The following is a 17,114-nucleotide window of genomic DNA, read 5'->3' as shown; positions in this document are numbered from 1 at the left end:
GGCTCAAGCCCTTTCATGTTCAGTAGTACAAAACAAACCAGTAACCGCAAACGGCTTAAGCAATGGTGAAGCGACCGTATCTGTACTTGGCGGTACTGCTGGTTATACTTACTTATGGGATAATGGTGAATCTACACAAAAAGCCATAGGACTAAACGCAGGAATGCATAGTGTAAAAGTTACAGATGCAAATGACTGCTTTACAGAATGTACTGTAGAAATTACACAACCAAATGTATTATCCTGCAGTATACAACAAGATGCAACCGTAAAATGTTACGGTGGTAATACTGGTAAAGCAACTGTAACAGCTGTTGGAGGAAATGGTGAATATATTTATGAATGGGATAATGGCGAAACAATGGCAACTGCTGTTGCTTTAACTGCCGGATTGCATTCAGTTACAGTTACAGATAAATTAGGTTACACTACAAAATGTGAAGTTACCGTTGGTCAGCCACAAGATCCTTTAAGTGCAACTACAACACAAGTTAATGTAGCTTGTGGTGGAGGTACAACAGGTTCTGCAACTGTAATTCCAGCTGGAGGAACAAGTCCTTACACTTATTCTTGGAACACAACTCCTGTTCAAACAGGAGCTACAGCTACAGGACTTCAAGCAGGAACGTATATCGTTACTGTTAAAGACGCTAATTCATGTACAATCACAAAAACGGTAACTATTATAGACGGAGACTCTATTAAACCAATAATAAATCCATTACCAGAAACTTCTACTATTAATTGCCCAGCATTACCTGTATTTACTCAGGCAACTGCAACTGATAATGGTGGTAATACTCCGGTTTTAACTTACGAAGATGTTACTACTCAAGGTAACTGTGCCGGCTCTTATTCAGTTACAAGAACATGGACAGCAAAAGATGAGTGTGGAAACATTTCACTTCCAGTAAGTCAAACAATTAATGTACAAGATAAAACAAAACCAACTTGGGTAACACAAACAGATTCTTTAAACAGAACAGTAGAATGCAGCGATACTCAAGCTTTGGCAGCAGCACAAGCTTTACTGCCAACTGCAACTGATACTTGCGATCAAGATGTTTCTAATATTGACAAAGTAAAAGGTGAGTTTAAAGCTTCTACAGAATGTGGAAATGCAGGAACTTACACTAATACTTGGACAGTAACAGATGCTTGTGGAAATACTTCTGAAACTTTTACACAAGTAATTACAATTCAAGACACTACTGCACCAACTTGGTCAACTGAAACAGCTTCTTTAGACAGAACAATAGAATGCAGCGATGCGCAAGCTTTAACAGCGGCTCAAGCTTTATTCCCAACTGCTATTGATGCCTGCGATACAAGTGTTACTAATATTGATAAAATAAGTGGTGAATTTAAAGCTTCTACAGGATGCGGAAATGCCGGTATTTATACTAATACTTGGACAGTAACAGATGCTTGTGGAAACATTTCTGAAAAATTCACTCAAATAATTACAATTCAAGACACTACAAAACCAACGTGGTCAACTGAAGCTGATTCTCTAAACAGAACAGTAGAATGCAGCAATACACAAGCTTTAGCAGCAGCTCAAGCCTTATTCCCTGTTGCAACTGATGCATGTGATACTAATGTAACTAATCTTGATAAAGTAAGCGGGGAGTTTAAAGCTTCTGAAGAATGTGGAAACGCAGGTACTTACACCAATACTTGGACTGTAAAAGATGATTGCGGAAATATCTCTGAAACATTTACTCAAATAATTACAATTCAGGATACAACAAAACCAACTTTTGTTGGCAACCTTCCATCAGATAGTAATGTTTCTTGTGACGCTGTTCCAGAACCATTTAATATGGAAGCTTCTGATAATTGTAATGGAGATTTACCAATTGTTTTCAAAGAAGTTAAAAGCGATGTTAAAAACGAATGCGGTACAGAATATACCTTAACTCGTACATGGACAACAAGTGATTGTGGAGGAAATTCAATTTCGTATACTCAAGTTATAACAGTAAGAGATACTACCCCTCCAACTGGTACTGCACCATCAGATGTTGCTAATCTACAAAGTGCTGCAGACATTCCAGCAGGAAGTCCAGCAGACATAAAAGATGCGGCAGACAACTGCGCAGGAAATGTAAACATTACAGTAAGTGACACTAATAATGGAGGAACTGGATGCAATGGTGAATCTTACATCTTAACTAGAACTTACACTTTAACAGACTGTGCAGGTAATAAAACAGAATTAGTTCAAACGTTTACAGTTGAAAATAAAGTTTCTGTAAGCGGTATTGCAACAAATGTAAGCTGCCAAGGAAAAAGTGACGGTTCAATTGCAGTTACCAGCAGTCCTGGATCTACTGTAGTTATTACAAATCAAAATAACGAAGTAGTTGGAAACACAAATTTACCAGCTGGAACTTATACTCTTACTGCAACATCTGTAGTAAATAGTGAAAACGAAACTTGTACAGCAACTGCAACGGTTGTTATTACTGAACCAAATTATAAAGTTAAAATATCTGGACAAATTATAAATATAGATACCAATACTCCTATTGCAAATGTTCCAGTAACATTAATTCCTCAAGGTACAACTACAGGACCAATCTTACTACGTGTAACTGGAGCCGATGGTATGTACAGCTTCACAGGAATGCCTGCAGGAAGTTATTTAGTTCAGGTTCAAGATGCTAATTTAAATAGCGCATATCAACTTTACCCAGTCGACTCGAGCTTGTTCTTTACTACTCTTAAAGAATGTGAATTCCAAGTTCATAACTTTGAATACGGAAAATCAACACTTCCAGTTTTAGGAGACTATGTTTGGTATGATGTTAATGGAAATGGTGTACAAGACGAATGGTACGATGCAAATAATGATGGTGTTGTAACTAAAAACATCCCAGATGCAGAAGGCGCCATAGATTACAGTCTTTGGGAATGGATCGATTTTAATGGCGACGGAAGTTATGTTGGTCCAGCAAATGCGGGCGAGCTAAATGCCGGTGGTTTTGGAAACGCATCAAATGCAAATATTATAATTGATGGTCCAAATGGATATCATTCTGAAGTAATCATTGGAATTCAAGGATTCTGGAGAGATAGACCAGAGCAAGCAAATCCATATGGAGAATATAACATCAAACTAGTTAGAGAAGCAAATTTAGATGCTGTTGCAGCAGCTTTAGGAGAAACTGGACTTGTAAAAGTTCTTCCAAGCTCAAGTTCAACAGATAAAAAAGCAACATCAAAACCTGCCAAACTGCAAATGCACACGGTATGTCAAACTACCAGCCAAAGCGGTATAATTGTAAATGTTACTCCTGAGGATTTAGTTCATTTAGATGCTGACTTTGGTGTAAATTGTAAAGAATTTAAAGATATAGTTGCCAATGATGATAGTGCCGGTCCAATTGCAGGTGTTAATCATATTACAAAAAATGTCTTGAATGTTTTACCAAATGATACACTTGAAGGCGTGGTCGTAACTGCCTCTGATGTAATAATAACTACCGTAACACCAAATGAGTTTTTACAATTAAATTCAGATGGCTCTGTAGATGTTTTACCAAATGCACCAGTGGGTACACTTACAATGGTATACCAAATTTGTGAAGCTGACGCAACTTCAAACTGCGATACCGCAACGGTAACAGTAACTATAGTAGCACCGGTAATGACTGTCACTGCATCATCAATTTGTGTAAATGATGTTCCATACCTTGATTACACTATAACTCCAGTTAACTTTACTCCTGTAAGTGGTGTATCAATAACTTGGGCAGATGCAGCAAACAAAGTGGTAACTACGATGACTGACTTACCACTAAACGGTCGTGTTTTATGGCCTGGAGCTACGGTTGATACAAACGGAAAAGGTACTGACTGGCCTGGATGGGTATTCCAAAACAACCAATGGATTCAAGCTGCTGATGGTTTTGAAGGATTACGCCCAACTGCAAACATTACATTATCTGTTAATCCTAGTGAAACAATAACTGTAAATTATCCTCCATCTGAACCGTTCTGTACTGCCAGACCAACATTTGCAATTGTTGCTAATGATGATAATGGAGGTCCAATATCTGGAGGTACAGGAGCAACAAATGTAGTGAATGTATACACAAATGACACGTTAAATGGTAATGCAGTTAATCCAGCAGATGTTACACTTACAACCGTAACACCAGATCCAACTGGAGCACTAACACTAAATCCTAACGGATCTATAGATGTAAAAGTTGGTACAACTGGAGGAACTTATACATTAACGTATCAAATTTGTGAAAATGCAGACAATGGAAACTGTGATACTGCGATTGTAACAATAACTGTTATTGATCCTGCACCGCCAACACCAGTTGACGCTGTCGATGACACTTACAGTAACATTGGATGTAACACTTTTGGATTAGTTGGAAATGTTTTAAGTAACGATATAAAAGGAGCTGCTAGAGCCACTCTTGAACTTGTAAACTTTACATTATTAACAGAAACCAATAGCAATGTAAAAACAGATCCTAATATCACATTCGATACATTAGGAAATGTAAGAGTATCAAGTTTAACTCCAGCAGGAACTTATACTTATAGATATCGCATTTGTGACAAATTAAGTTCTGAAAATTGTGATACAGCAACAGTAACGATAATAGTTCTGCCAAATGGTGTAACTAATATTGCCAGCCAAGCTTGTAATGACGATTCAACATTACTAAACTTATCTAATTTACTGCCAGAGGGTACACCAACAACAGGAACTTGGGTAGACACAAATAACACTAATGCCTTACAAGGAAGTACACTTAACGCATTAGGTTTAGCACTTGGCACTTACATATTCGAATATAGAATAAAAGACGAGAACTGTCCTAGAACAATTGCGCTTAATATGGAAATAAACGACGATTGTAAAGTACTGCCATGTGGAAATATAGTTGTACATAATGCTTTCTCTCCTAATGGAGATGGAAAAAATGATGTTTTCGTAATTGATAGTATTGATGATTTAACCTGTTATCCAGGAAACACTGTAGAAATCTATAATCGTTGGGGAATATTGGTATTTGAAACTACAAATTACAATAATGAAACCAATGCATTTGATGGAACATCTAGAGGTAGAACAACTGTCAAACAATCAGATGGATTACCAACTGGAACGTACTTCTACATTTTGAACTACAAATCATTGAATGGAAATAATGAAGTTCAAAATAATAAGAAAGACGGATACCTTTATCTTTCAAAATAAAAACAAAAAAATGCGCTATATAAACAATTAACATATAGCGCATTAAATAATAATTTGTAAAAAAAATACTTATTTTTGAATAAAGATTCATACTAACTTTGCGATCTTTTTACAGAATTAAAAAGTTAGTTGGTAATAACTAAATAATACACATCTACTATGAGAACAAAATTATTTTTCTTCGTCATTATGTCTATAGCCTTAACAGGTTATGCACAGCAGGATGCACAGTATACACAGTATATGTACAATGCAATAAATATAAATCCTGCTTACGCGGGATCTCGCGGAGCTCTAAGTGTTTTTGGTCTGTACCGCACCCAATGGGTTGGATTAGACGGAGCACCAGAAACCAGCAGTTTCTCTATCAACACACCAATAAACAATAGTAATTTGGGTATAGGGCTTTCGCTGGTAAATGATAAAATAGGTCCAACAAACGAGAATAACATCTCTGCCGATCTATCATATTCAATCCAAACTTCACCAGATTTTAAACTCTCTTTTGGAATTAAAGGAACAGCTAATTTATTCAATTTAGATGTTAACAAACTAAATCCTGAAGATCAAGGCGATCCGCAGTTTCAAGACCTTAGAAATAAATTTTCACCAAATATTGGAGCAGGTGTTTACTGGCATTCAGATAAAGCTTATATTGGCTTATCGGTTCCAAATTTCATCGAAACCAATCGTTATGATGATAATGATGTAGCCATTTATAAAGACAAAATCAATTATTATTTAATGGCTGGTTATGTATTTGATCTTGATAAATTACAATACATCAAATTCAAACCTGCAGTACTTACAAAAATGGTCGAAGGAGCACCTCTACAAGTTGATATTTCTGCTAACTTTATGTTTTTTGAAAAATTTGTAGTTGGAGCAGCTTATAGATGGAGTGCCTCTTTAAGTGCAATGGTTGGATTTCAAATCACAGACGGACTTTATTTAGGTTATGGTTACGACCGAGAAACAACAAACTTAAATAATTACAACTCAGGATCTCATGAGATATTCCTGCGATATGAATTCTTCAAGAAAAATGGTAAAATGACAACTCCTCGTTTCTTCTAAAACTTATTATTATGAAAAATTATACGCTCCTTTGCTTAATACTATTAAATATTTTTAACGGCTATTCACAGCAGTCAAAGGTTAATTCAGGTGATAAAAAATACGATGGATATGCTTATGTTGACGCCATTAAAACCTATGAAAGAGTGGCCGAAAAAGGATATAAGTCTGAGGATTTATTTAAAAAACTCGGAAACTCATATTACTTCAATTCGGAATTTGAAGGTGCCGCCAAATGGTACGGAGAACTCTTTGCAATGAATCCGTCTCCAGAGGCCGAATATTTTTACAGATATGCGCAATCTTTAAAATCAACTGGACAGCTTGCCAAAGCTGATAAAGTTCTCAACGAGTTTAACACCAAATACAAAAACGATTCTAGAGGTAAGCTTTATAAAGAAGATGTAAACTATCTCGATCAAATCAAATTAAACTCTGGGCGCTATAAAATTGAAGATGCCGGAATCAACTCTAAATATTCTGACTACGGAAGTTTTGTGTATGACAACAAAATCTATTTTGCATCAGCAAGAGATACTGGTAATTTCAGCCAGAGAAAGCACAAATGGACAGGCGAATATTTTACTAACATCTACAATGCAGATATTGATGCTGAAAGCGGAAGTTCGACTAAGGTGAATAAAATAAAAACAGCGATAAATACAAAATTTCACGAATCGTCTCCAGCATTTACTAAAGACGGAAAGACTGTTTATTTTACAAGAAACAATTTTATTGACGGCAAAAAAGGAAAAGATGATAACAAAGTTACTCTAATCAAAATATACAAAGCTACACTTGAAAACGGAAAATGGACCAATATAACTGCTCTTCCTTTTACAAGTGACAGTTTTAGCACTGCACATCCTGCTTTAAGTCCTGATGAAAAAACACTCTACTTTGCGTCTGATATGCCGGGAACAATAGGACAATCGGATATTTACAAAGTAAGTATCAACAGCGGCGGCGGTTATGGCACTCCTGAAAATTTAGGAAAATCAATTAATACCGAAGGAAAAGAAACATTTCCTTATGTAACTAGTGAAAATGAAATTTATTTTGCTTCTGACGGACATCCGGGACTTGGCGGACTTGATGTATTTGTGGGACAATTGCAGGATAATGGAACCGTAAGTGATATTCAAAACCTAGGTGCTGATGTAAATTCGCCTAATGATGATTTCGCCTATATTATTGATCCAGCAACCAGAAGAGGATATTTCAGCTCAAATAAAGCCGGCGGACACGGTTCTGATGATATTTATAAATTTCTAGAAACTAGAAGACTAAAATGTCTGCAGGAATTAACTGGTGTAATTACAGATGCTGAAAGCGGTATAATACTGCCGGGAACAAAACTTACTTTATATGACAGCCAGCAGGTTATTGTAAATACCACCATTTCAAATGCCGAAGGAAAATACAGTTTTGCCGTTGAATGTGGTAAATCATATAATGTGAGAGCCGTGAAAACAGATTATGCAACTAAAGAAGTAATGGTTAACATTGGAAAAGTAAGCGGAAAAACGGATCTGCCAATTGCTTTAGATAAAATCATTTGTAAAGTTGCTATCGGAGATGATTTAGGAAAATGCTTCGGAATAAAAATGATTTATTTTGATCTTGATAAATCAAACATTCGCGTTGAAGCTGCTTTAGACTTAGAAAAAATATTAGATGTATTGAATCAAAATCCAACTATGAAGTTAGATATTCGTTCGCATACAGATAGTAGAGCAACTCATCAATATAATGAAGCTTTATCTGACCGAAGAGCAAAATCAACTATCGATTGGCTTATTAAAAACGGTGTAGCTAAAAATCGTCTGACCGGAAAAGGTTATGGAGAAACACAGCTCGTAAACAAATGTTCTGATGGTGTACCATGTACTGAAGAAGAACACCAAATGAACAGACGAAGCGAGTTCATTATAGTTGGATTGTAATACTCCCAAAATATATTATATCAAAAAAGCTGTCTATAACTAGACAGCTTTTTTTACAAAAAAAACGTTGTAACTCAGGAATTACAACGAAAACTAACCAACCAATTTGAAAGTTTTTTAAATTTTTGCAAATATATTAGTATAATATTTTTTTCCTGTTGTGGGATCAGTAGATATTGAAATACCAAAATGTGTATAATTTCCTTCGATATTTTCTTTGTGTCCCGGACTGTCCAGCCAAGCTCTCACAGCTGCTTCAGAAGTTTTATAGTTATAAGCAACATTTTCTCCAACCCTTTTGGCGCCTAGAACACTTTCAATGTTTTTAGACCTCAAAACAAAATCATTGTGATTTACGAGGTTGTTATCAATCATATACTTATTATGAACTTCACATTCATATGAGATATGATTAATTTTTTCCAATGCATTTAAACCAATACTTTTCCGGTAATCGTTTATTAATTGCATTGTTTCTAATTCAGACGCATTGTAGCTGTAGTCTGTAATTAATTTTTCTGTACCCCCAGTACTTTCCGTACCTTCTGCGACTTCTGCCGAGCATGAGTTCATTGTGATCGAAATCACAATGAACAGCATGGCGCACATAACTTTTTTCATAATCTTTAGTAGTTTAGTTTTAAAGTAAATGTTGGGGCAAAAACCTTAAATAATTATGTGACAATCTTTTTACATTTCTATATCAAACGTATTTAATTTATCGGTAAACTACAAAAAAAATCGATAAACTACATAAAATATTTTTAAACAAAAGTAAAAATCTTACAAATTAAGAAGAAAGGCGCTCAATCTTCCATGAGAAATCAGATTGGCTTGTATAACGAATGCGGTCGTGAAGTCTATTTGGTCTTCCCTGCCAAAATTCTACCTGAAGAGGTGTTACTAAATAACCTCCCCAATTTTCAGGTCTTGGAATAGGTTTTCCTTCAAATTCATGTTCCAGCTTTTTTAGATTTTCTTCTAAGAAAGTTCTAGACGGAATAACTTCACTCTGATTAGAAACAATCGCTCCTAACTTACTCCCATCAGGACGAGAGTCAAAATAGCCGTCAGAAATATTTTCTGAGGTTTTTTGGGCAATTCCTTTAATAATTACCTGACGTTCCATTTCGTGCCAGAAAAAAGACAAACAAACATTAGGATTGGCTTCTATAGCCTTTCCTTTCTCAGAATTATAATTGGTATAAAAGATAAAACCTTCTTCTGAGAATTTCTTTAATAAAACTACACGAGATTTTGGAAATCCGTCCAATCCAATCGTAGAAACTGTCATGGCATTGACTTCTCCGCTTCCGCCAAAATCTTCAACTTCATGAAACCATCTGTTAAAAAGATTAATTGGATCTTCAGGAATATTAGTTTCTAATAATTCACTTTTCTCGTAAGATTTTCTATAATTGCTTAAATCGTTCATGATTGTTGATTTTAGTTTATTTTGTTTCAAGTTTCAAGTTTGTCAGGCTGAGCGAAGTCGAAGCCCTTCTTGTCTCAAAAGCCCTTCGACTTCGCTCAGGGTGACATACGTATATTAAAGTTTAAAACCTTTGTCACTTTGCACTCTGCATCTTTATCCCTTTCTAAATCAAAATTCAAAACTCAAACCGTCATCTCCTAAAAGAACATTAGGAAAAACGGATTCCGCCTCTTGTTTAAAACGTTCAATTCCGTCGTATCGTGTAGAATAATGCCCTAAAACCAATTGTTTTACATTTGCTTTTAATGCAATTTGTGCCGCTTCTTTTGCAGTTGAATGAAGTGTTTTTAATGCCAAAGGAGATTCAGATTCTAAAAAAGTAGATTCATGATATAAAACATCAACATTCTCAATAATCGGAATTATATCTTCGTTATAAACGGTATCAGAACAAAACGCATAACTCATTGACGGAATTGGGTCAAACGATAATTTTTCGTTTTCTATTATAGTTCCATCATCAAGCTTAACATCTCCTCCGTTTTTTATTTTTTGATAATAAGCAACATGAATATTATAGTGCTGAACTGCTTCTATGTTTAATTTTCTTTCTCCCGGTTTTTCCTGAAACAAGAATCCATTGGTATAAACACGATGTTTAAGGGGAATAGTTTTAACGATAACTTTAGCATCTTCAAAAATTACTTCACTTTTCTTCGACTCCAATTCATGAAAAAATAAGCTATAAGTAGTCCAAGATTCTGTCAGCTTCAATTGAAGAAGAATTAATTCTTTAATTCCTTTTGGCCCATAAATATGTAAATCGGTCGTTCTTCCTAGAAGAGAAAAAGTTGAGATCGTTCCAATTAATCCATAAAGATGATCTCCATGAAGATGGGAAATAAAGATGTGATTAATTTTCGAGAATTTAATCTTGTTTTTTCGAAGCTGTACCTGAGTTCCTTCTCCACAATCAATCAAAAACAAACGATTCTTGATTTCTAAAACCTGCGAAGTTGGGTTAGTAAGTGTTCTAGGAGTTGCGGCATAACAGCCAAGTATAGTTAACTTCAATTTAATGTTTATTCGTTTATTTGGTGAATCGTTTAATCGCGTTAAATTATAATCAAAAACTTATCGATTAAACAGTTAAACAAATCAACGATTAACCGATTCTTTAAAATCCTAAGTCTCTTTCAATTTCTTCCATCTCGATAATATCGTGCGCTTCTAAAAGTGAAGGCACAACAACTAATTTATCTGAAACGGCATTAAAATCAAGATCAGAAACTACAATTACAAATGATTTTTTTGCTTTTTTTTGAGATTTAGCAAGAGGTAAAAAAAGTTTCAAATCATTTTCTGAAAGTTCAGAATCTGATAACAGATCGATTATAACATTATGCTTTTCAAAGGTTTTAAATTGCTGCGTTACTTTTTCTACAAAGCCATTAAAATCACCTTGTGTATTTTTTATTGTAACGGTATGTCCTTTTTGATCTACTTTCATTTTATAATTTATGCGCTAATATTTTTTGATGAGCTAAGTTACGAAGTTTTTCTAAGTTTCGGGTTTCAAGTTTCAAGTTTGTCTCAACTTTGTCAGGCTGAGCGAAGTCGAAGCCCTTGCTTGCAAAACACATTTTGTACTTAAAAGTCCTTCGACTTCGCTCAGGGTGACATTCGGGTATTCACGTTCCAAAACTTGAAAGCTGAAACTTGAAACAAAAACTATTGAATCTTAGAAGCCAGTAAATAAATAACCGCCATTCTAATTGCTACACCATTCTCTACCTGATTCAAGATAACAGAATGATCAGAATCTGCCACTTCAGATGTAATCTCTACTCCCCTGTTGATTGGTCCTGGGTGCATGATTACAATTTCTTTTCCAAGAGAATCCAAAAGCGGTTTATCAACTCCGTATTGCTGTGCGTACTCACGTGTTGATGGGAAAAAATTCACATCCATACGTTCGTTTTGTACACGAAGCATATTCGCAACATCACACCATTCTAAAGCTTTACGTAAATTTGGTTCAACCGTAACACCAAGAGATTCAATATATCTTGGAATCAATGTTTTGGGCCCGCAAACTTTAACTTCTGCGCCTTGCATTTGCAAAGCATATATATTTGATAAGGCAACTCTCGAATGCAGAATATCACCTACAATAACCACTTTTTTTCCAGCAACATCTCCCAGTTTTTCTCTGATAGAATAACTATCTAATAAAGCTTGAGTTGGATGCTCGTGTGCACCATCTCCAGCATTGACAATACTCGCTTTGACATTTTTAGATAAAAAATAAGCCGCTCCAGGATTAGAGTGGCGCATTACAACCATATCTACTTTCATAGAAAGGATATTGTTTACAGTATCAATTAAAGTTTCACCTTTTTTAACAGATGATTGAGCTGCAGAAAAACTGATGACATCAGCAGATAAACGTTTCTGCGCTAATTCAAAAGAGAGTTTGGTTCTTGTACTGTTTTCAAAGAAAATATTGGCAATGGTAATATCTCGTAATGAAGGAACTTTTTTAATTGGTCGATTAATGACTTCTTTAAAATGATCTGCCGTTTCAAAAATCAGGTTAATATCATTCTCGTTGATATATTTTATTCCTAATAAATGATTTACGCTTAATTCTTTCATGTTTAATGTTTAACTGTTTATTTGTTTAATCGTTTAATCGTTGTCTTTGCGATTAAACAGTTAACCGATTTAACGGTCTAACTTTTTTTAATTTCTTTAATCGTTTAATCTTTAGATTTTTCCGATTAAACAATTAACCGGTTAACCGATTAAACTTAATTCGTCACTAAGTGAACAACATCTTCACCATCATTTTCTTTCCAGCTTACTATCACTTTTTCGCCATTAATAGCATCTACCTGACGACCTCTATAATCGGGTTGAATTGGCAGATGGCGACTGAAACGTCTGTCTATTAAAACCAATAATTCAATTTCTGAAGGTCTTCCAAAAGATTGAATTGCTGTTAAGGCAGAACGAATGCTTCTTCCGGTAAACAAAACGTCATCAATAAAAATGACTTTTTTGTTTTCGACTATAAAATTGATTTGGGTTTTATTGGCTTCGAGTGGTTTATCAGTACGACGGAAATCATCTCTAAAAAAAGTGATATCCAGATATCCCAAAGAAATTTCGGGAACCTTATATTCGTTTTCTAATATTTGTTTTAAACGTTCCGCTAAAAAAACACCTCTTGGCTGAATTCCCACTAAAATAGTCTCTGAGAAATCAAGATGTTTTTCGATTAACTGACAAGCCAAACGATGGAGTATGATAGTAACTTCTTTTGAATTAAGTAATACTTTTTGACTCATAAGTGATTGTAATGTTTGGTTGGCAAATATACGAAATCAGAATTTATTTGTTGGGTGTTGAGTAGGGAAATATCATTTTTTGTAATGAATGAGATTTCAACTATACAATCAAATCCAATTAAGCCATTATATTTCTTATTTCTGAAAACATAATTTTCTTTTTGAAAAATATTTTATTTTAAAAACATATTTTAGCAAAGAAAAACAGAAAATTAAAAACGAATAAAACTACAAATAATCTTAAATTTAATATGAAAAAAATCTTCTTTGTTTTAGTACAAATTCTATTAGTAAACCAAATAAATGCTCAGAAATTATCATCAGACTGGCAAAAAATGAGATTAAAAGGAACAATAAATAAAATCGTTGAAATACACGAGAGCTGCCCATCTGTAATGGTAGAAGGAGGCACATTTTATTGTCCAAAAGACACTACTAGTTATGAATTTAATCAAAAAGGATATTTAACAAAATCTAGTTCTGAAAATGATAATAGAAAAAAATCAAATTTAAATGGATTAGAATATATTACTACTTATGAAAATGTTGAAGGTGTGCAAAAGAAAAGCGCTGAAGATGTTTACAATGCAAAAAAACATTAATCAAACAATCTATTTATTATGTTCATACTGCAAAAGAGCAGATATTAAATCAATGGGAGTATTTTTATGATAATAATGGAAATAAAATCAAAGAAAAAACTACAGAATGGTGGAATGGAAATATAACCGTTAACTTAAGTGATCTTAATAAATATGGAGATACAACAAAAAGACAAACTTTGAGAAATGATAAAATTGTTAGTGAAGAAGAGTTTGATTATAACTATACCAATGATAAATATGGCAACTGGATAAGTAAAACTTCATCGAGTGGTAATCATAGTGAAACCTGGACACGAAAAATCTCTTATTATAAAAAATAAGGTTTACCCGCTCTGCGAAGTCTCCTGACTTCGCAGAGACAACAGTAAGACACTAAGAAAATCAAACCATATTGGAACGGGTACGAAGTCAGGAGACTTCGCACAGCATAATAATTCAAAATAAATTTAAAAAGAGTAAAAAACCATGAAAGCAAAAGTCATCTCAATTCCAGTTCTTAATCAACAAACGGCTTTGCAATTTTACATTGAAAAGTTAGGTTTTGTAAAAAAACACGATATTCCTTTAGGCGGAGATAATAGATGGCTGACAGTGGTTTCTAAAGAGGAACCAAATGGCGTTGAAATTTTATTAGAACCATCACCAAACCATTTTGAACCAGCTAAAACGTATCAAAAAGCGCTTTTTGAAGCAGGAATTCCGTGTACACAATTTAATGTAGACAATCTTGAAGAAGAATACAATCGTCTTGTAAATCTTGGTGTAGCATTTAAAACAAATCCAACAGAAATGGGAAATGTAAAAATTGCCATTTTAAACGATACTTGCGGTAATTATATTCAACTTATTGAGATGTTATCCTAAATTATGAAATAACATTTCATTTCCTTAAATATCTGTTGATAGAAAAAAAGTTATAATTGAATTTCGAGAAGACTATAATTGCTTATTAGGTGGACAAGGAGGAAAATATTTATATGAGAAAGAAAATGGGCATTGGATTCTAAAAAAAGGCTTTGATCAATGAATAAGTCAGAATGAAAAACCACAAATAAAAATCAATGGATAAATACAAAGAAACTTTCGAAACGTGGAATAAAATTGCAAATCTCTATCAAGATAAGTTTATGAGTTTAAGTTTGTATAACGATACTTATGACTTCTTTTGCAATACCCTAACACAAGAACAAATAAACGTGTTTGAAATTGGTTGTGGGCCAGGAAACATTACGAAATATTTACAATCCAAAAAACCCAGCCTGAAAATTACAGGTATTGACATTGCTCCAAAAATGATCGAATTAGCTAAAGCTAATAATCCTTCAGCCAACTTTGAAGTAATGGATACAAGGGAACTTAGTTCCTTAGATCAAAAATTTGATGCCATTATGTGCGGCTTTTGTTTGCCTTATTTATCCAAAGAAGATTGTTCTAAACTGATAATTGACTCTGCCAAAATACTTTTAAACAACGGGATTTTATATTTAAGTTTTGTTGCCGGAAATCCTTCTCAATCTGGTTTTATTTCGGGAAGCACTGGCGATCGCACTTATTTTTATTATCATACTTTAGAAGATATAATAAATCAACTTTTAATAAAAGATTTTGAAGTCATTAAACTATTCGACTTAAATTATGTAAAAGGTGAAGATATAGAAATTCACACTATAATAATTGCGAAGAAAAAAGAACAATCAATTCAAAAGCCGATTATATAACCTAACTCTACAAAGTAACCTGTTCTCTTTTTTTCAAATATAGTTGGGCTTATTCCGTACGCAAAACTACTATACCATGTTTGGGTATATTGAAGTTTATCTTCTTTCCTATTGCTCCAATCTTTTTACCTGACCATAAATCACGAATCTTCACTGATTTCTCAAGATTTACTAAATCTGATTTTAAAACAAATTGGTTTGCTTCATCTCCGCGATTCAAAATAGCAATCGCTTTTCCGTCTTTTCCTTTTTCTCCCAGCAGTTTTTCCCAAACCTCAATATTTCCCTCTTTAAATATTCGTCTTGCTTGATAAAACCCTTTATCTTGATTTAAAGCAATTACTTCTTTATTGGTAAGAATACCAACAGTTTCTTTTGACATAGTTCTTAAATCATTACCTGCTAATAGAGGAGAATTCAACATGCACCACATCGAAAAATGACTTTTATCTTCCTCATAAGTCATTCCTCTGCCAACCTGTAACATATCCATATCGTTATAATGCCCAGGAGATGAATATTTATACAAATCAACATTCAAATCTATAATCTTAAGTATAGACGAAAATTTGTCATCAATATCATAGGAAATTCTCCAAGAATCTGCTTTATCGATTGCCCATTCTCCAGGAAATTTCCATCGACAAACATTCAGAACAATTGCTTCATTCTTAGCTTTTACAGCCTTTAAAATTTTTAAATATTCTGTTTTTTCATCAAGATTCATTTTCTCGCCGCCACACCAGTCGACTTTTAAAAAATCGCAGCCCCAGTCTTCAAAAAAAGTTTTAGTATCTGCATCAAGATATCCATACATACCAACTCCGATACCTTTTTGATCATTATCGTAAATAGATCCGCAAGTATTTCTTCCTGCATCGCTATATATTCCTGCTTTAAGTTTTTTGCTGTGAATATAATCCACTAAAGCTTTCATTCCCGAAGGAAACTTTTGAGCATCAACAAAAAGATTACCTGCTGAATCTCTTCCGCCAAAATAACCATCGTCTATATTAACATATCTATAACCAGCATCGTACAACCCAGAAGTAATCATAGCATCAGCCTGCTCTCGAATCATTTTTTCATCGATATTCACTCTAAAATTATTCCAGCTGCTCCAACCCATTATTGGCGGTTTAGCTTCTTGCGCGAAAAGCAGCCCGTTTATAAAAAAGACGAAAATTAGTTTGCATATTATTTTTTTTGAGGCAGTCTTCATTTAGTATGATTTCATGTTTGTTGCGATATAAAAGCCAATTGAATAACTTTTAAAAATAGTATATTTCAGTTTAATAAATTAAAATAGTCCGAAATAAAAGTAATTTTAAAATACACAAACTCAAATATAAATACATTTATTGAAAATCTACAGCTATAAATAGTGTACTCCTCTGGAAACAGCAAACAAATATATTTTTTGGTACGAAAGAAACTAAAACGCCAAATCCTAAAACATTTTCAAAAAATTCTATAACACATTTTCCTGATTCGTGAACTAATTTTATTTATGAAATTATAAAACTCAGAATCATGCAAAATAAAATACTAAGAATGTTAATGGTATTTGTAATACTGTTTTCATTTACAAGCTGCGAAATTATTGGAGACATTTTTAAAGCCGGAATGGGATTCGGGATATTTATTGTAATCTTTATTATTGCGATAATCATTTTCATTTTCGCTAAACTTTTTGGCAATAAATAGACATAAAAAAATCCCGTTATTCTCATAACGGGATTTTTAC

At 33.9% G+C, this 17,114-nt stretch carries 14 protein-coding genes; 7 read left to right on the top strand and 7 right to left on the bottom strand.

Going from position 1 to position 17,114, the window contains the following annotated elements; translation table 11 throughout:
• The 3 genes from BOW57_RS16565 to BOW57_RS16555 all read left to right on the top strand — a co-directional run.
• On the top strand, positions 1-5,233 hold a 5,233-nt coding region (locus tag BOW57_RS16565), incomplete at its 5' end, for a gliding motility-associated C-terminal domain-containing protein (RefSeq protein ID WP_129055842.1).
• Positions 5,234-5,392: 159 nt separating this feature from the next.
• Positions 5,393-6,310 carry a type IX secretion system membrane protein PorP/SprF gene (locus BOW57_RS16560; RefSeq protein WP_089052846.1) on the top strand — a complete coding sequence of 306 codons (918 nt, stop codon included), beginning with the start codon at positions 5,393-5,395 and terminating at the stop codon, positions 6,308-6,310.
• Between the two features lie 11 nt (positions 6,311-6,321).
• Complete coding sequence (locus tag BOW57_RS16555) at positions 6,322-8,256, top strand: OmpA family protein (RefSeq protein WP_129055840.1); 1,935 nt, start codon at positions 6,322-6,324, stop codon at positions 8,254-8,256.
• A gap of 117 nt (positions 8,257-8,373) precedes the next feature.
• On the opposite strand, the gene BOW57_RS16550 is transcribed toward BOW57_RS16555, so the two are convergent.
• From BOW57_RS16550 to pyrR, 6 genes are all read right to left on the bottom strand, one after another.
• Entirely contained in the window at positions 8,374-8,877 is a 504-nt protein-coding gene (locus BOW57_RS16550) for a CAP domain-containing protein (protein WP_164973731.1), read from the bottom strand.
• 169 nt (positions 8,878-9,046) lie between these two features.
• Positions 9,047-9,691: a pyridoxamine 5'-phosphate oxidase gene (pdxH, locus tag BOW57_RS16545; protein ID WP_129055838.1), complete on the bottom strand. Its 645-nt coding sequence runs from the start codon at positions 9,689-9,691 to the stop codon at positions 9,047-9,049.
• Between the two features lie 168 nt (positions 9,692-9,859).
• Complete coding sequence (locus BOW57_RS16540; RefSeq protein ID WP_129055836.1) at positions 9,860-10,765, bottom strand: ribonuclease Z; 906 nt, start codon at positions 10,763-10,765, stop codon at positions 9,860-9,862.
• A 103-nt stretch (positions 10,766-10,868) separates the two neighbouring features.
• Complete coding sequence (locus tag BOW57_RS16535; protein ID WP_089059159.1) at positions 10,869-11,201, bottom strand: ribonuclease Z; 333 nt, start codon at positions 11,199-11,201, stop codon at positions 10,869-10,871.
• A 221-nt stretch (positions 11,202-11,422) separates the two neighbouring features.
• Positions 11,423-12,349, bottom strand: coding sequence for an aspartate carbamoyltransferase catalytic subunit (locus BOW57_RS16530; RefSeq protein ID WP_029273654.1), 927 nt, complete (start codon positions 12,347-12,349; stop codon positions 11,423-11,425).
• A gap of 155 nt (positions 12,350-12,504) precedes the next feature.
• The gene (pyrR, locus tag BOW57_RS16525) at positions 12,505-13,044 is read right to left on the bottom strand and encodes a bifunctional pyr operon transcriptional regulator/uracil phosphoribosyltransferase PyrR (protein ID WP_089052841.1); all 540 of its coding nucleotides are present in this window, start codon (positions 13,042-13,044) and stop codon (positions 12,505-12,507) included.
• A gap of 251 nt (positions 13,045-13,295) precedes the next feature.
• Here pyrR and BOW57_RS16520 point away from each other — a divergent pair, with 251 nt between their 5' ends.
• From BOW57_RS16520 to BOW57_RS16510, 3 genes are all read left to right on the top strand, one after another.
• Positions 13,296-13,646, top strand: coding sequence for a hypothetical protein (locus tag BOW57_RS16520; protein WP_129055834.1), 351 nt, complete (start codon positions 13,296-13,298; stop codon positions 13,644-13,646).
• Positions 13,647-14,114: 468 nt separating this feature from the next.
• On the top strand, positions 14,115-14,513 hold the full coding sequence (locus BOW57_RS16515; protein ID WP_129055833.1) for a VOC family protein: 399 nt from the start codon (positions 14,115-14,117) through the stop codon (positions 14,511-14,513).
• Between the two features lie 197 nt (positions 14,514-14,710).
• Positions 14,711-15,367 carry a class I SAM-dependent methyltransferase gene (locus BOW57_RS16510; protein WP_129055831.1) on the top strand — a complete coding sequence of 219 codons (657 nt, stop codon included), beginning with the start codon at positions 14,711-14,713 and terminating at the stop codon, positions 15,365-15,367.
• Positions 15,368-15,416: 49 nt separating this feature from the next.
• On the opposite strand, the gene BOW57_RS16505 is transcribed toward BOW57_RS16510, so the two are convergent.
• Entirely contained in the window at positions 15,417-16,589 is a 1,173-nt protein-coding gene (locus BOW57_RS16505; RefSeq protein ID WP_129055829.1) for a glycoside hydrolase family 27 protein, read from the bottom strand.
• A gap of 311 nt (positions 16,590-16,900) precedes the next feature.
• On the opposite strand from BOW57_RS16505, the gene BOW57_RS20670 reads away from it, so the two are divergent.
• On the top strand, positions 16,901-17,074 hold the full coding sequence (locus tag BOW57_RS20670; protein ID WP_164973730.1) for a hypothetical protein: 174 nt from the start codon (positions 16,901-16,903) through the stop codon (positions 17,072-17,074).
• Positions 17,075-17,114 lie beyond the last annotated feature (40 nt).

The sequence above is a fragment of the Flavobacterium sp. YO64 genome, from assembly GCF_004119505.1.
Taxonomy (GTDB): domain Bacteria; phylum Bacteroidota; class Bacteroidia; order Flavobacteriales; family Flavobacteriaceae; genus Flavobacterium; species Flavobacterium oncorhynchi.
Note: the sequence above shows the minus strand (reverse complement) of the source record. Positions and strands in the feature narration are given on the sequence as shown.

Coding starts and splice junctions, on each gene's coding strand:
- BOW57_RS16550 (WP_164973731.1), bottom strand. CDS start 8,877: ATGAAAAAAGTTATGTGCGCCATGCTGTTCATTGTGATTTCGATCACA.
- BOW57_RS16520 (WP_129055834.1), top strand. CDS start 13,296: ATGAAAAAAATCTTCTTTGTTTTAGTACAAATTCTATTAGTAAACCAA.
- pdxH (WP_129055838.1), bottom strand. CDS start 9,691: ATGAACGATTTAAGCAATTATAGAAAATCTTACGAGAAAAGTGAATTA.
- BOW57_RS16560 (WP_089052846.1), top strand. CDS start 5,393: ATGAGAACAAAATTATTTTTCTTCGTCATTATGTCTATAGCCTTAACA.
- BOW57_RS16510 (WP_129055831.1), top strand. CDS start 14,711: ATGGATAAATACAAAGAAACTTTCGAAACGTGGAATAAAATTGCAAAT.
- BOW57_RS16535 (WP_089059159.1), bottom strand. CDS start 11,201: ATGAAAGTAGATCAAAAAGGACATACCGTTACAATAAAAAATACACAA.
- BOW57_RS16555 (WP_129055840.1), top strand. CDS start 6,322: ATGAAAAATTATACGCTCCTTTGCTTAATACTATTAAATATTTTTAAC.
- BOW57_RS20670 (WP_164973730.1), top strand. CDS start 16,901: ATGCAAAATAAAATACTAAGAATGTTAATGGTATTTGTAATACTGTTT.
- BOW57_RS16505 (WP_129055829.1), bottom strand. CDS start 16,589: ATGAAGACTGCCTCAAAAAAAATAATATGCAAACTAATTTTCGTCTTT.
- pyrR (WP_089052841.1), bottom strand. CDS start 13,044: ATGAGTCAAAAAGTATTACTTAATTCAAAAGAAGTTACTATCATACTC.
- BOW57_RS16515 (WP_129055833.1), top strand. CDS start 14,115: ATGAAAGCAAAAGTCATCTCAATTCCAGTTCTTAATCAACAAACGGCT.
- BOW57_RS16530 (WP_029273654.1), bottom strand. CDS start 12,349: ATGAAAGAATTAAGCGTAAATCATTTATTAGGAATAAAATATATCAAC.